We start from the raw sequence: 15,113 nt of genomic DNA, 5'->3' as shown, positions 1-15,113 counted from the left end.
CAGCATAGGCGCTGCCGGGGCAGGGCAGTGCCTATGCTGCCGCGTCCTTATCCTTGTCCTGTGTGCTGCCGGTTTCTGGCTGGGCGGACGGATTGCGGGGCGCCGGCGCTGCGCTTGCGGCAACACAGACCTGATTGCGCCCCTTTGCCTTGGCGTCATACAGCGCGTCATCCGAGGCCCGCAGCAGGTCTTGCGGCATGGTGCCATGGGCCGGATAATGCGCCACTCCCAGCGATATGGTGATCCGCGGCAGCGCCTTTTCGCCATAGCGCACCACCACGTCCTCCACGCCTTGGCGCAGCAGCTCGGCCTTGGTCATCACGTCTTCCTGGCTCAGGCCGGGCAGGATCAGGGTGAATTCTTCGCCGCCGGGGCGGCAGGCCACCTCGTCGCCGTCGCAGGCCTGCTCCAGCACCGACCCCACCGCGCGCAGCACCATATCGCCGGCGTCATGGCCATGGTTGTCGTTGAATTTCTTAAAGTGATCCACGTCGATCGACACAATGCTCAGCCGCTGGCCGCTGCTTTGGCTGGCATTGATGCTTTTGCGCAAGGTTTCCGTCATATGGCGGCGGTTGAACAGCCCGGTGAGCGGATCGCGCACCGACTGGTCGTGCAGCTGGTCGCGCATCCGCACATTGGCAATCGCCATCGAGATCTGCTCGGCGCACATCTGGGCCATTTTCTTGCTGCTGATGAACTCAGGGCACTCGTCCTTGATTGCCTGCAGATGCATCAGGCCGACTGTCTCGCCATGGGCCAGGATCGGGAAGCAGTAATAGCTGCGGCCATCGTGCGGCTCGGCATGCTCGCAGACGAAATCAATCTCCGAGGAGCCGAATTCATAGGTCCGGCCCCGGCGCAGGCCCCAGCATTCCTCGGGGTGGATGTGCTCCCTGTGGCTGCCGCCGTTCCAGCTGGCGCAGCCGTCCAGCACGTCGCGCGAATTGGAGTAGACATAGACGCTGCCCTCGGCGGTCGGCAGGATATGGGTCATGAAGCGGGCGACCATATCAAACAGCTCATCCAGGGAGCGGCTGGATTGCAGCCATTCGTTCAGCTCTCCCAGCAGCTGCACCTCGCGCGCCAGCCGCAGCTGCTCATCCAGAATGCTGCGCTCGGTTTCATTGCGCTGGCGCAGCTGGTTCATGCTGACCCGGTTGGTCTTGAACACCACATAGACCGCAATGGTCATCGCCAGCAGTGCAACCGAAGTCAGCACGATCAGCGACAGCTGTGCGCGGCGGATGAAGGTCTGCCGCAGGTCGGTGATGTCGGTGTAAAAGTCGATGGCGCCATCAAAATGGCCATTGTGCATCAAAGGCACATAAATCTGTGCAACTTCCCGCGTGATGCTGCTGTCAAAACCGCTGGACTGCAGCGGAAACCCGTCGACCTCATACGCAGGCAGCGGGTCATGCATGTAATAGACCTCGCCGCGGGCCACCTGGGTGCTGAAAAAGGCATTGGACTCATACTCGCCGATTTCATCGCTGCGGGTGGACCAGAAAATCTCCCCCTCGCTGGTCAGCAGCCGGAACCGGAACACATCGGTCTCCTCGGGAAGCAATGAAAGGTTGCGGGCATCGCCAGGCAGAATCTGCCCCTTTTCAAAGGCTTCCTCGACATTGGTCATATGCAGAACAACCCGGCGCTGCCAATGTCCTGATTGCTTGCGTAAATCGTTTTCGATCATCCGGTCCACGATGGGGGCGGGCACTGCAATTACGGCCCATGCCGAAGCCGCCGCCGCCGCGATCAGGACAAGGATCAGCGACATGCTGCGGATCTTTTCAGCAAGGCTGGATCTCAATTTATTTTTCATATTCCGGTGCCAAAAGTAGTTAGTATTTATGCGGCTGTGCGCCCCTGCGAGCCTAGGCGGGATTGATTGCGGTACCGTTAACCTGATATATGCGTTAAGGAATTTTTCTGCGGCTGCATCCTTGGGCGGGGGCTTGACGGCGGGTCTGGCCGGGGCCGCAATTCACCCGTGAACAGAGTGTGAACGTCCTCTTTCCGCCGCGGCTGAATCAGGCTAGGATCACCCGCATGAGCAGTTTTGACGAAATGGACGCCTTTGAGGGCGCATCATTGTCGGCCCGTGCCATGCAGGCGCGGCCGATGCCCTATCTGGACAGCCTTAACCCGGCGCAGCGCGAGGCGGTGGAGTGCCTGGATGGCCCCGTGCTGATGCTGGCGGGGGCCGGCACCGGCAAAACCAAGGCGCTGACGACGCGGATTGTGCATCTTCTCAGCACCGGTCGGGTGCGCCCGAACGAAATCCTGTCGGTGACTTTCACCAACAAGGCCGCGCGCGAGATGAAGGAACGGGTGAGCGGCATGCTGGGTCAGGCGGTCGAAGGCATGCCCTGGCTTGGCACCTTCCATTCGGTCTGCGTGAAACTGCTGCGCCGCCATGCCGAACTGGCGGGACTGAAGTCGAATTTCACCATTCTCGATACCGATGACCAGATCCGGCTGCTGAAACAGCTGATCAAGGCGGAAGGCATCGACGACAAGCGCTGGCCCGCGCGGATGCTGGCAAATATCATCGACGACTGGAAAAACCGGGCGCTGACACCGGACAAAGTGCCGGCCGGCGATGCCAGCGCCTATAACAACCGCGGCACCGAATTTTATGCCCAGTACCAGACCCGCCTGCGCGAGCTGAACGCGGTCGATTTCGGCGACCTGCTGCTGCACATGGTGACGATCTTCCAGAACCACCCGGACGTGCTGGAGCAGTACCAGCGCTGGTTCCGCTACATCATGGTGGACGAATACCAGGATACCAACGTCGCCCAGTACCTGTGGCTGCGGCTGCTGGCGGGCAAGCACAAGAACGTCTGCTGCGTTGGTGACGATGACCAGTCGATTTATGGCTGGCGCGGCGCTGAGGTCGGCAACATCCTGCGGTTTGAAAAGGATTTTCCCGGCGCCATTGTGGTGCGGCTGGAACAGAACTACCGCTCCACCGGGCATATCCTGGCCGCCGCTTCAAACGTGATCCGCGGCAATCAGGGCCGCCTGGGCAAGGAGCTGTGGACGGCCGCCGGCGACGGCGAAAAGCTCCGCCTGATCGGCCATTGGGACGGCGAGGAAGAAGCCCGCTGGATCGGTGAAGAAATCGAGGCAATGCAGCGCGGCACCCGCGGCCAGTCGCCCATCGGTCTGAACAGCATGGCCATTCTGGTGCGCGCCTCGCACCAGATGCGCGCGTTCGAGGACCGGTTTCTGACCATCGGCCTGCCATACCGTGTCATCGGCGGCCCGCGTTTCTATGAACGGCTCGAGATTCGCGATGCGATGGCTTATTTCCGCGTGGTGGTCTCACCCGACGACGACCTCGCGTTTGAACGCATCGTCAATACGCCGAAACGCGGCCTGGGCGACAAGGCGCAGCAGACCATTCAGGGGCTTGCCCGTGAGAACGGTGTGTCCCTGGTCGAAGGGGCGCGGCTGGCGGTTGAAGGCGGTCATATCAAGGGCAAAGGCGGCGGCGCCCTGCGCCAGCTGGTTGAGGGTATCATCCGCTGGGGCCGCATGGCCGGCGACGCCGACATCACCCATATGGAGCTGGCTGAAATCATCCTGGATGAGTCGGGCTACACGACCATGTGGCAGAACGACAAGAACCCGGATTCACCCGGCCGTCTGGAAAACCTCAAGGAACTGGTGAAGGCGCTGGAGAACTTCGAGAACCTGCAAGGCTTCCTCGAACACGTCAGCCTGGTGATGGACAATGATAAGCAGGACGCGGACGAGAAGGTCTCGATCATGACCCTGCACGCCGCCAAGGGCCTGGAGTTCCCCGCCGTGTTCCTGCCGGGCTGGGAGGACGGGCTGTTCCCCTCGCAGCGCTCAATGGATGAAAGCGGCCAGAAGGGGCTCGAGGAAGAACGCAGGCTGGCCTACGTCGGCATCACACGGGCCGAGCAGATCTGCACCATCTCCTTTGCCGGCAACCGCCGGGTGTTCGGTCAATGGCAATCGCAGCTGCCCTCGCGCTTCATTGACGAGCTGCCAGAGGAACATGTCGAGGTGCTGACCCCGCCGGGCCTTTACGGCGGCGGCTATGGTGCGGCAGCACCGGGTGGTACTATGGGCGGGTCCATGGGCGGGGGGCAGGTGCGCTCCACTATCGAAGAGAAAATGGCCCAGGCCGATGGCTACAACTCCCCCGGCTGGAAGCGGATGCAAGCGCGGGCAGGCGAGCGCGGGATGTCGCAGCCCAAGGAGAGCAAGCATCAGGTGATCGACCTCACCGCTACGTCCAGCTTCACTCTGGGCGAACGCGTGTTCCACCAGAAATTCGGCTACGGCTCGATTACCGGTATCGAGGGGGACAAGCTGGAAGTGGACTTCGAGAAGGCCGGCACCAAGAAAGTTGTTGCCCGGTTTGTTTCCGCTACCGACGACGTGCCGTTCTGACGGCTCCCATTACGCCGGTTTGACCGGCGGGTCGGATCGCGCAGCGATCCGACCCGGGCGCAGGCGCGGCGGGCAGCAAAGCTGCCCGCCGCGCCTGCGCCACCCCATCCTTTGAGGTTTGCGCGAAACGGCTAGGCCGTAAGCGCTTGGCTGCAGCTGTCTGTCTTCGGAGGGGGGGGGCGGTTTTGCTATGCGGAAAACAAGAAACGGCGGCACCCAGGGAGGAGGAGGGGTGCCGCCGTTCTGTCAAACACCGGAATTCAGGGAGGAGGAGATCCCGGTGATTCAAACCCGGCTGTTAACCGGTATAAGGTGCGGCGGCATCAGGGAGGAGGAGGATGCCGCCGCCAAAGCCAGGCCCTTCAAGGGAGGAGGAGAAAAGACCTGATCTCTATTAGTTGTTCTCGTAAGCGGCCTGATAGGCAACGCGCTGGATCTCGGACCGGTTCAGACCCAGATCCGCCAGATCGCGGGCCGTCAGCGCGGACAGCTCATTGACGGTTTTGCGATACAGCCGGTAGCGAACAAATTTCACCATCAGCGCATCCAGGAAGCCAACCGGGGATGCAATGTTCACCGCGGAGATCTGTTGTGCTGCTGCCATCGTTCTGTTCCTTCGTCTGACCGTATCGTCGTATCCGTCCGGCACCATCCCGGCGCCGCTTGAGGGGTAATTTAGGGATCTTGTGCGGAGTCGCAATCCCGTGCGTCGTCAATGCTGCTATGCAGCATTTGCATGGGTGACCTAGGGTATGCCTTTGTAAGGGATCACTAATTTCAGCGTGCCGTTGCGCAGCTGTATAATTTTCGGGCGCGGGGCTGCAATCCGCGCATGGCTGACGGCACGGTCTGTTGACGGGTGCAGCCCTTGGCTCCGCAGCCGGGGCCGCGGCAATCACGCAACACGGGTTCCAAGGCGTATGGCGGACACATATATAGGGCCGGACAACACGCAGGAGAGCAGTCATGGCGGTCACTCAGGATCAGATTCGCGAAATACTGGAGCGGCTGGCCTTGCCGGACGGCGGCACGTTGGTATCGCGCGATATGCTGCGCGCCCTGCGTATCGACGGCAGCAAGGTGAGCTTTGTGATCGAGGCGCCCAGCCCCGAGATCGCCAAACTGATGGAACCTTTGCGCAAGGCTGCCGAGGCCGCGGTGCTGTCGCTGGACGGGGTTGAAACTGTCTCTGCCGCGCTCACCGCCCATGCCGCGCAGCAGCCCGCGCCCAGCCTCAAGGTCGGCGGCCATCCGAAACCGCAGGCCGGGCCGCTGAAACCCGCAGGCGTAAAACGCATTCTGGCGGTTGGGTCCGGCAAGGGCGGGGTGGGGAAATCCACCGTGTCGTCAAACCTTGCCGTGGCGCTGGCCAGGCAGGGCCGCAAGGTCGGGCTGCTGGATGCGGATATCTACGGCCCCTCCCAGCCCCGGATGATGGGCGCCAAGGGCCGCCCTGCCAGCCCTGACGGCAAGACCATCGAGCCGCTGCACGCCCATGGCGTCACCCTGATGTCGATCGGCTTTATGCTGGAGGAGGGCAAGGCTGTGGTCTGGCGCGGCCCGATGCTGATGGGCGCGCTGCAGCAGATGCTGGGGCAGGTGAACTGGGGTGAGCTGGACGTGCTGATCGTCGATCTGCCGCCCGGCACCGGCGACGTGCAGCTGACGCTTTGCACCAAGACAGAGCTGACCGGAGCCATCGTGGTTTCCACTCCGCAGGATGTGGCACTGCTGGATGCACGCAAGGCAATCGATATGTTCAAGACGCTGAAAACCCCGGTGCTGGGTCTGATCGAGAACATGTCCTTCTTCACCTGCCCGGATTGCGGCGGTGAGCATCACATCTTTGGTCATGGCGGTGTCGCGGCTGAGGCTGAGGCGCTTGGCCTGCCGCTGCTGGGCGCGCTGCCGATTGACCTGGAAACCCGGCTGGCCGGCGACAGCGGCACGCCCATCGCGGCGGGCGAGGGGCCAATGGCGCAGGCCTATGCGCGGATTGCCGAGGGTCTGATCGGCGGCGGCATGGCCTGACTCCCGGCGGGTTCCCCGCACTCTCTATATATACTGTCCCGGATGGCCCGCCTGATTGGCGGGCCTTTTGCTGTTTGCTCGCTTTGTTTTGGGTGCGGATGGGGTTTCCCGCCCGGTACGGGAACCTGCGGGACAGCAGGCCCTGCATGGGACAGTATGGGGCCGGCGGGATTGCATGGGGCGCTTGGGAATTCACGGGACTTGCGGGAATTCATGGGCGCCATGGGAAATCATGGCCCGAATTGCCCCGCGCCTCTCTTGAATATGCGAATCACGCGGTTTTGAGGCGTTGATGCCGGAGTATTCCGCCGCTTCCTTTGCGGAGAGATGCGAACGTAAGGGGAATATCCGCAGCTGAAGCGAGTCTTCATGTCGAATCGCGGGAAACTATGGGAAAAAAATTGCAGGTGCAACTCGCCCCTATATTTGGTGTTTGCGATTGAGTGATGCACAACAAGTTCGCGATTTTGCCTCAATATCACCACGAATCTCTTGCGAATCTCTGTTGCTATTGGCAGCCGCCCGATGATTTCCCGCAGAAAACAGTTGCGGGACCATCATTTCCCATAGTATCCCTATTACATCGAATGAGACGAGGGACGGGGCGCCAAACGACCCCAAGCCAAACTAAAAGAGCAGGTTTCATACAGGCCTTCGCTTTCATCGAACCAAGAGATCCGGCGCGCGAGCGAGCAGACATCCCCCCAGGTGGCGTGCGCAGTCGGACATCCCGCATAGCGGGCCAAGGCGGCGGGTTGATCAGTGGCAGCAGATCAACCCGCCCCTTTTCATTCTGGGGATCGGATTTACGCGAGGGACGCGCGGAAAAGGAACGGTAAGTTGGGCCGCAGGTTCAGAGGCGAAAGCCACCACAAGGTGGACAGCAAGGGGCGGGTGTCAATTCCGGCCTCTTTCCGCCGTGTGCTGGAGGCCGCCGACCCCAACTGGAAATCCGGCGACAGCCCCGAACTGGTCATCGTTTACGGCGATCACCGCCGCCCGTTCCTGGAATGCTATACAATGGAAGCCATCGACGAGGTGGACGCCAAGATCGCCGCCCTGCCGCGCGGCTCCAAACCGCGCAAGATCCTGGAACGCATGTTCAACGGCCAATCCTTGCCGACCAACGTGGATGAGACCGGCCGCCTTGTGCTGCCTGCCAAGCTGCGCCAGAAGATCGGCCTGGATGGCGAGGCTTTCTTTATTGCGTCCGGCGATACCTTCCAGATCTGGAACCCCGGGACCTATGAAGAGGTCGAAATGGCGGAAGCCGAGAAACTGATGGAAGACCTGCCCGAGGATTTCGATCCCCTGGAATTCCTAGATGGCGCCGGAGGCGTTTGACTTATGACCCAGGACCAAAACGCTGCCAATGGTCCCCACATTCCCGTCCTTCTGCGCCCGCTGCTGCAGGCCGTGGCCCCGGTCACGGGCCGCTGGCTGGATGGCACATTCGGTGCGGGCGGCTATACCCGCGGGCTGCTTGAGGCCGGCGCGGACGAAGTCACCGGCGTCGACCGCGACCCGCTGGCGTTTGAAATGGCTAAACCTTGGGCCGCGGACTACGGTGACCGCCTGATCCTGCAGCAGGGTGTGTTCTCCCGCATGGATGAATACGCGCAAGACCTTGATGGTGTGGTGCTGGACCTTGGTGTCTCCTCGATGCAGCTGGACCTGGCCGAACGCGGCTTCTCCTTTATGCGGGATGGGCCGCTGGACATGCGGATGTCGCAGTCGGGGCCTTCAGCTGCCGATCTGATCGCCGAGCTGGATGAGGCGCAGATCGCTGACATCCTGTTCCACTATGGCGAAGAGCGCGCCAGCCGCCGCATCGCCAAGGCGATTGTCCGCGATCGCACGATTGAACCGATCACCAGCACCCTGCGCCTCGCAAAGATCATTGAATCCTGCCTGCCGCGCCCCAAGCCCAACCAGTCGCACCCGGCGACCCGCAGCTTTCAGGGCCTGCGCATCGCGGTGAACGCCGAATATGACGAGCTGTTCGAGGGGATGCTGGCGGCCGAGCGCGCGCTGAAACCCGGCGGCTTGCTGGCAGTCGTGACCTTCCACTCGGTCGAGGACCGGATGGTCAAACGCTTCTTTCAGCACCGCGCAGGCAAGACCGGCCGCGCTAACCGCTATGCGCCGGAGCAGGAAGACACGCCCAACCAGTTCGAACTGGTCACCCGCAAGGCGGTCGGCCCCGACGATCAGGAACTGGCGGAAAACCCGCGTTCCCGTTCTGCCCGCCTGCGGGTCGGACGCCGCACGGCTGCAGACCCCGGACCGATCTCGGCCAAAGACCTTGGAATGCCGCAGCTGAAAGAGGCGCGCAAATGAAGACCCTGCTGTATGCCGCAACCTGCCTGGCCGTCTTTGGCCTGGCCTTCTGGGCCTACCGCGAAAACTACGCCACCCAGCAGGTGCTGAAGGATACCCGCGCTCTGCAGGGCCAGATCGGCGCGGCGCAGGTGCGGCTTAGCGTGTTGCGCGCTGAATGGGCTTACCTCAACCGCCCGCAGCGGCTGCGCGAGCTGGCGGATATCAATTTCGACAGCCTGGGCCTGTTGCCGCTGCGCCCGGATCAGTTCGGCCGGGTGGATGAGGTGTCATATCCCGAACCCGAAGAGCTGGTGATCACCGAAGGAGTTGAGGTGTCGGGCCTGAACCGGAGGAGCCAGCCATGATCCGCACTCCGCTCCGCCCGCTGGCGCGGGTTCTTCATGCCCGCGCAACCGGCGAAAACCCGGATGTGATCGAAGAGGAAAACATCAGCCTGCGGCATCAGGAAATGCAGGTGCAGTCCCGTCAGCGCGCCGAGGGGCGGCTGTTGGTGCTGGGGCTGTTTTTTGTCTGTGCCTTTGGCGCCATCACGGCGCGCATGGGCATGACGGCGGTGTCGGAGCCGTCCGAGCCCGTCGCCAGTGTTGCCGGCAGCGTCATCGCCGCGCAGCGGGCCGACATTGTTGACCGCAACGGCAGCCTGCTGGCGACCAATTTCGAGACCCATTCGCTTTATGCCCAGCCGCCGCAGATGATTGATCCTATTGGCGCGGCAGAGCAGTTGGTGCAGATTTTCCCGGACCTTGAACTCGACCGTTTGATCCGGGATTTTACGGGCAAGCGCAAGTTCCTGTGGGTAAAGAAGAAAATCAGCCCCGAGCAGCTTCAGGCAGTGCATGACATCGGCGATCCCGGCCTGATGTTCGGCCCGCGCGAGATGCGTCTCTACCCCAATGGCAGCCTGGCTGCCCATGTGCTGGGCGGTGCCGGATTCGGCAAAGAGGGCGTGAATGCCGCCGAGGTGATCGGTGTTGCGGGTGTTGAACGCCAGTTCGACACCTACCTGCGCAACCCGGCCAATGCGGGCAAGCCGCTGCAATTGTCGCTGGACCTCACCGTGCAGGCGGCAGCCGAGCAGGTGCTGTATGGCGGCATGAAGCTGATGAACGCCAAGGGCGCAACTTCGATCCTGATGGATGCGCACACGGGCGAGGTGATCTCGGTTGTGTCCTTCCCGGATTTTGATCCCAATGACCGGCCGCGCCCGCCGGCCTCCGGTTTTGATCCCTCGGTAAGCCCGCTGTTCAACCGCGCGGTGCAGGGGGTGTACGAGCTTGGCTCCACCTTCAAGATCTTCACCGCAGCGCAAGCGATGGAGCTGGGGCTGGTGGGTGCTGACACCGTGATCGACACCCGCGGCCCGTTGCGCTGGGGCCGCTTTGCGATTCGTGATTTCCGCAACTACGGCAATGAGATGTCGGTGACCAAGATCATCGTCAAATCCTCCAACATCGGCACCGCGCGGCTGGCGCAGCAAATCGGAGTGGAGCGGCAGAAAAGCTTCCTTGATACGCTGGGCATGCTGGAGCCGACCCCGTTTGAGATTTCCGAAGCCAAGGGCGGCAAGCCGCTGCTGCCCGCCAACTGGTCCGAACTGTCGGCGATGACGATTTCCTACGGCCACGGCATTTCCACCACGCCGATGCATCTGGCGGCGGGTTATGCGGCGATTGCCAATGGCGGGCGTTATGTGGCGCCGACGATTCTGAAACAGGCGGCACCGCAGCTGGGTGAACGGGTGCTGAGCGAAAGCACCGCCGCCGCCGCGCGCAAGATGTTGCGCAAGGTGGTCAGCGAAGGCACCGCGTCCTTTGCCGAAGTCGAGGGCTATCAGGTGGGCGGCAAGACCGGCACGGCTGATAAGCCCAAGCCGCAGGGCGGCTATTATGATGACAAGGTAATTGCCACTTTTGCCTCTATTTTCCCGGCACATGACCCGAAATACGTGCTAATCGTGACGCTGGACGAACCCTCTATCATTGCCCACGGCGAGGAGCGCCGCACCGCAGGCTGGACCGCCACCCCGGTGGCGGCTGAGATGATCGGGCGGGTCGCGCCGCTGTTGGGCTTGCGTCCGCAAGTTGAACCCGCAGAGGTGACTGGTATAACCCTCACCTCGAACTGAACCAGGGCAGAGGGCCGCCATGAGCAGCAGCAGACCAGACCAGCCGCTAAGCCAATTGGGGCTGACAGCCCGCGGCGGCGCCGACCCGCAGATCCGCGGCCTGGCGGTAGACAGCCGCGACGTGCGCGAGGGGTTCCTGTTTGCAGCCCTTCCGGGCAGCCAGGTGCATGGCGCCAAATTCATCCCCGCCGCGCTGGATAAGGGCGCCACCGCCATTCTGACCGATGCAGCGGGCGCGGGCATCGCCGCCAAACTGCTGGACGAAAGCCACGCCGCCCTTGTGGTGGTTGAGGATCCGCGCCAGACGCTGGCCTATGCCGCCGCGTTGTGGTCCGGCGGCCAGCCGCAGACCGTGGTTGCGGTGACCGGCACCAATGGCAAGACCTCCGTTGCAAGTTTTGTGCGCCAGATCTGGTCTGAGCTGGGCCATGAGGCGGTCAATATGGGCACCACCGGAATTGAGGGCGCCTGGAGCTATCCGCTGGCCCATACCACGCCGGAACCCATCACCCTGCACCGCGCGCTGGCTGAGGCTGCCGCCGCAGGGGTGACCCATGCGGCGATGGAGGCGTCCTCGCATGGGCTGGACCAGCGCCGTCTGGACGGGGTGCAGCTGGCGGCGGCGGGGTTCACCAATTTCACCCAGGATCATCTGGATTATCACGAGACATTTGAAGCCTATTTCAACGCCAAGGCGGGCCTGTTCCGCCGGGTGCTGCCGGACGAAGGAGTCGCCGTCATCAACCTGAACGACCCCCGCGGGGCTGAGATGCGCGCGGTGGCCGCTGCCCGCGGGCAGGAGGTGATCAGCGTGGGACGCGGGCTTGGCGATCTGAACCTGATGGGGCTGCGCTATGACGGCACCGGCCAGGATGTGCGGTTCTCCTGGCATGACAAGCCGTATCAGGTGCGGTTGAACCTGATCGGCGGTTTCCAGGCAGAAAACGTTCTGTTGGCCTGCGGGCTGGTGATTGCTGGCGGCGAGGATCCGGAGCGGGTGTTTGAAACCCTGCCGCATCTGACCACGGTACGCGGCCGGATGCAGCTGGCGGCGTCGCGTGACAATGGCTCAGCCGTGTTTGTTGACTACGCCCATACGCCTGCCGCCGTTGCCAGCGCCATCAAGGCCCTGCGCCCGCATGTGCTGGGGCGGCTGATTGCCATTGTTGGCGCAGGCGGCGACCGCGACACCAGCAAGCGGCCTTTGATGGGGCAGGCAGCGCATCAGAACGCCGATGTGGTGATTGTGACGGATGACAACCCGCGCAGCGAGGATCCGGCGGTGATCCGTGCCGCGGTCAAGGGCGGCGCGCCCGATTGCATCGAGGTCGGCGACCGCGCCGAGGCGATCCTGCGCGGCGCCGACATGCTGCAGGCGGGCGATGCGCTGATTGTCTGCGGCAAGGGGCATGAGACCGGCCAGACCGTGGGCGATCAGGTTCTGCCGTTTGACGATGTGGAGCAGGCCAGCATTGCTGCAGCCGCACTGGACGGGAGGCTGGCATGACGCTTTGGACCGCAACCGAGGCCGCTGCAGCCACCGGCGGGCAGGCGCAGGGGGATTGGGCTGTCACCGGCCTGTCGATCGACACCCGCACCATTGAGTCGGGTGATATGTTCGTGGCCTTGAAGGCCGCGCGCGACGGTCATGATTTCGTGGCCCAGGCTTTGGCGAAGGGGGCGGGCGCTGCGCTGGTCTCCCGCATTCCCGAAGGGGTTCCCGCCGATGCACCGCTGCTGATCGTGGACGACGTGCAGGCGGGGCTTGAGGCCCTTGGCCGGGCGTCCCGTGTCCGCACCGGGGCCAAGGTCGTTGCGGTGACAGGCTCGGTCGGTAAAACCTCGACCAAAGAAATGCTGGCGCGGATGCTGTCCGATCAGGGCCGCACCCATGCGGCAGTGGCCAGCTATAACAACCATTGGGGCGTGCCGCTGACGCTGGCGCGAATGCCGCGCGAAACTGAGTTTGCCGTTATCGAAATCGGCATGAACCATCCGGGTGAGATTGCCCCGTTGGCCAAACAAGCCCGCCCGCATGTGGCGATGGTGACGACAGTTGCCGCGGTGCATCTGGAGGCGTTTGAGGACGTCGAGGGCATTGCCGGTGAGAAGGCCGCGATCATGCAGGGGCTGGAGCCAGGCGGTGTTGCGGTATTGAACGCGGATATTGCCGAGGCCCATGTGCTGCGGGATGTGGCGGAAGATCTGGGCATCATTGCCCGCTGGTTCGGCGAAAGCGCCGGGGATTACCAATTGTTGTCAGCTGACAACAAAGGCGACGGGCTTGCTGCCCGCGCCACGGCAGGGGGCGGCGAGGTTGAGATGCACATCCAATCCCTTGGCGCGCATTTTGCGATGAACGCTCTGGGGGCGCTGGCCTGTGTCGATGCGCTGGGTGCGGATGTGGCGAAAGCTGTTGAAAGCCTCGCCCTGTGGTCGCCGGTCAAGGGCCGCGGCGTGCGGGAAACCATCCGGCTGGACAGCGGTGAGGTTACCCTGCTGGACGACAGCTATAACGCCAATCCGACCTCAATGGCGGCAGCGCTGGCAGTGCTGGCGGCGACACCCGGCGCGGGACGGCGGATTGCCTATCTTGGCGATATGGGAGAGCTGGGGGTGCAGGAAAAGGATCTGCATGCCGGCCTTGCCGCGCTGCAGGCCGTTGCGGGTATTGAGAAAATCCATTGCGTCGGGCCGTTGATGAAGTCGCTTTATGCGGCGCTGCCGGAAGCAAAGCGCGGCGGCTGGTACGGTACCAGTTCCGAGGCGGTGCCAGATCTGAAAACCGCCATCAAAGGCGGCGACATCGTGCTGGCAAAAGGCTCCAACAGCATGGGGCTGGCCAAGATCGTTGACGGCATCCGCGAAATGGGCCAATCCACCCCCACACAAGAAAACGCATAAAAGAACGAGGGAAGGGCCCAGATGCTCTATTGGCTGACCGCTTTGTCGGACGGGGGGGATGTTTTCAACCTCTTCCGCTATATCACCTTCCGCGCAGGCGGCGCCTTTATGACTGCGCTGATCTTTGGCTTTCTGTTCGGCAAGCCGCTGATCAATGTGCTGCGCCGCAAGCAGGGCAAGGGCCAGCCGATCCGCGATGACGGGCCGGAGGGGCATTTTTCCAAGGCGGGCACACCCACAATGGGCGGGCTGCTGATTGTCGGCGCGCTGCTGTCCTCGACGCTGTTGTGGGCGCGGCTGGATAATCCCTTTGTCTGGATGGTGCTGCTGGTGACGCTGGCCTTTGCGCTGATCGGCTTTGCTGATGATTATGCCAAGGTCTCCAAACAGACCACAGCAGGTGTTTCGGGCAAGCTGCGGCTGGCCTTGGGGATTGCGATTGCGGCGCTGTGTTCGGTTCTGGCCGCGCGATTCCACCCGGAAGCGCTGCAGAACCAGCTGGCGCTGCCGGTGTTCAAGGACACGCTGATCAATCTTGGCCTGTTCTATGTACCGTTTTCGATCTGCGTTATTGTCGGCGCTGCCAATGCGGTGAACCTGACCGACGGGCTGGATGGCCTTGCGATCATGCCGGTGATGATTGCTGCGGGCACCCTGGGTGTCATTGCCTATGCGGTGGGGCGGGTCGACTTTACCGAATATCTGGACGTGCATTACGTGCCCGGCACCGGTGAGATCCTGATTTTCAGCGCGGCGCTGTTTGGCGCAGGCCTGGGGTTTCTGTGGTACAACGCGCCGCCGGCGGCGGTGTTCATGGGCGATACCGGCTCGCTGGCCCTGGGCGGCGCGCTGGGGGCCATTGCGGTTGCCACCAAGCACGAGCTGGTGCTGGCCATCGTCGGCGGGCTGTTTGTGGTTGAGGCGATGTCGGTGATCATTCAGGTTCTGTACTTCAAGCGCACCGGGCGCCGGGTGTTCCTGATGGCGCCGATCCACCACCACTATGAAAAGAAGGGCTGGGCCGAGCCGCAGATCGTGATCCGTTTCTGGATCATTTCGCTGATCCTGGCGATGATCGGGCTGGCGACGCTGAAAGTCCGGTAAGGCATAGGTTTTGGCTGCCGCGCCGGGTTACCCGGCGGGTGGTGAGGCTTTCCTCTATTATGTGAACCGCGCGGGGCTTCAGGCTTGGCGCGGTTTTTTCTTATGAAGAAGGCGGCGCCGCCAAGGGGGGGCGGAGCATCGGATGGCCCTTGTCAGGGGCCACGTCCGTCTG

12 protein-coding genes are annotated in these 15,113 nt (G+C 62.8%); 10 read left to right on the top strand and 2 right to left on the bottom strand.

The genetic code is table 11. The annotated features are described in order from the left end of the window. Positions 1–31: 31 nt before the first annotated feature. Entirely contained in the window at positions 32–1,825 is a 1,794-nt protein-coding gene (locus K3557_RS11980; protein WP_259994099.1) for a diguanylate cyclase, read from the bottom strand. 227 nt (positions 1,826–2,052) lie between these two features. Between K3557_RS11980 and K3557_RS11975 the strand changes: the two genes are divergently transcribed. Beyond that, complete coding sequence (locus tag K3557_RS11975) at positions 2,053–4,434, top strand: ATP-dependent helicase (RefSeq protein WP_259994097.1); 2,382 nt, start codon at positions 2,053–2,055, stop codon at positions 4,432–4,434. 190 nt (positions 4,435–4,624) lie between these two features. Beyond that, on the top strand, positions 4,625–4,822 hold the full coding sequence (locus K3557_RS11970) for a hypothetical protein (RefSeq protein WP_259994096.1): 198 nt from the start codon (positions 4,625–4,627) through the stop codon (positions 4,820–4,822). 6 nt (positions 4,823–4,828) lie between these two features. On the opposite strand, the gene K3557_RS11965 is transcribed toward K3557_RS11970, so the two are convergent. Next, the gene (locus K3557_RS11965; protein WP_129371489.1) at positions 4,829–5,038 is read right to left on the bottom strand and encodes a DUF1127 domain-containing protein; all 210 of its coding nucleotides are present in this window, start codon (positions 5,036–5,038) and stop codon (positions 4,829–4,831) included. Between the two features lie 362 nt (positions 5,039–5,400). On the opposite strand from K3557_RS11965, the gene K3557_RS11960 reads away from it, so the two are divergent. The 8 genes from K3557_RS11960 to mraY all read left to right on the top strand — a co-directional run bounded on the left by K3557_RS11960 (position 5,401) and on the right by mraY (position 14,941). After that, positions 5,401–6,465 (top strand): Mrp/NBP35 family ATP-binding protein, encoded by a 1,065-nt coding sequence (locus tag K3557_RS11960; protein WP_259994094.1) that lies wholly within the window; start codon positions 5,401–5,403, stop codon positions 6,463–6,465. A gap of 840 nt (positions 6,466–7,305) precedes the next feature. Next, the gene (mraZ, locus tag K3557_RS11955; RefSeq protein ID WP_259994092.1) at positions 7,306–7,809 is read left to right on the top strand and encodes a division/cell wall cluster transcriptional repressor MraZ; all 504 of its coding nucleotides are present in this window, start codon (positions 7,306–7,308) and stop codon (positions 7,807–7,809) included. Positions 7,810–7,812: 3 nt separating this feature from the next. Further along, positions 7,813–8,805, top strand: coding sequence for a 16S rRNA (cytosine(1402)-N(4))-methyltransferase RsmH (gene rsmH, locus K3557_RS11950; RefSeq protein WP_259994090.1), 993 nt, complete (start codon positions 7,813–7,815; stop codon positions 8,803–8,805). Next, the gene (locus K3557_RS11945) at positions 8,802–9,152 is read left to right on the top strand and encodes a cell division protein FtsL (protein WP_259985891.1); all 351 of its coding nucleotides are present in this window, start codon (positions 8,802–8,804) and stop codon (positions 9,150–9,152) included. Before rsmH ends, K3557_RS11945 begins: the two co-directional genes overlap by 4 nt. Further along, on the top strand, positions 9,149–10,933 hold the full coding sequence (locus tag K3557_RS11940; protein ID WP_259994089.1) for a penicillin-binding protein 2: 1,785 nt from the start codon (positions 9,149–9,151) through the stop codon (positions 10,931–10,933). Before K3557_RS11945 ends, K3557_RS11940 begins: the two co-directional genes overlap by 4 nt. A 19-nt stretch (positions 10,934–10,952) precedes the next feature. Next, entirely contained in the window at positions 10,953–12,440 is a 1,488-nt protein-coding gene (locus tag K3557_RS11935; protein WP_259994088.1) for a UDP-N-acetylmuramoyl-L-alanyl-D-glutamate--2,6-diaminopimelate ligase, read from the top strand. Beyond that, complete coding sequence (murF, locus tag K3557_RS11930) at positions 12,437–13,837, top strand: UDP-N-acetylmuramoyl-tripeptide--D-alanyl-D-alanine ligase (RefSeq protein ID WP_259994081.1); 1,401 nt, start codon at positions 12,437–12,439, stop codon at positions 13,835–13,837. The genes K3557_RS11935 and murF overlap by 4 nt, the downstream gene beginning before the upstream one ends. 21 nt (positions 13,838–13,858) lie before the next feature. Further along, complete coding sequence (gene mraY, locus K3557_RS11925) at positions 13,859–14,941, top strand: phospho-N-acetylmuramoyl-pentapeptide-transferase (RefSeq protein WP_259985870.1); 1,083 nt, start codon at positions 13,859–13,861, stop codon at positions 14,939–14,941. Positions 14,942–15,113 lie beyond the last annotated feature (172 nt).

Origin of the sequence: Leisingera sp. M523 (assembly GCF_025141335.1) — a bacterium.
GTDB lineage: Bacteria > Pseudomonadota > Alphaproteobacteria > Rhodobacterales > Rhodobacteraceae > Leisingera.
The sequence above is the reverse complement of the archived record's forward strand: the minus strand, read 5'-3'. Positions and strand labels throughout refer to the sequence as shown.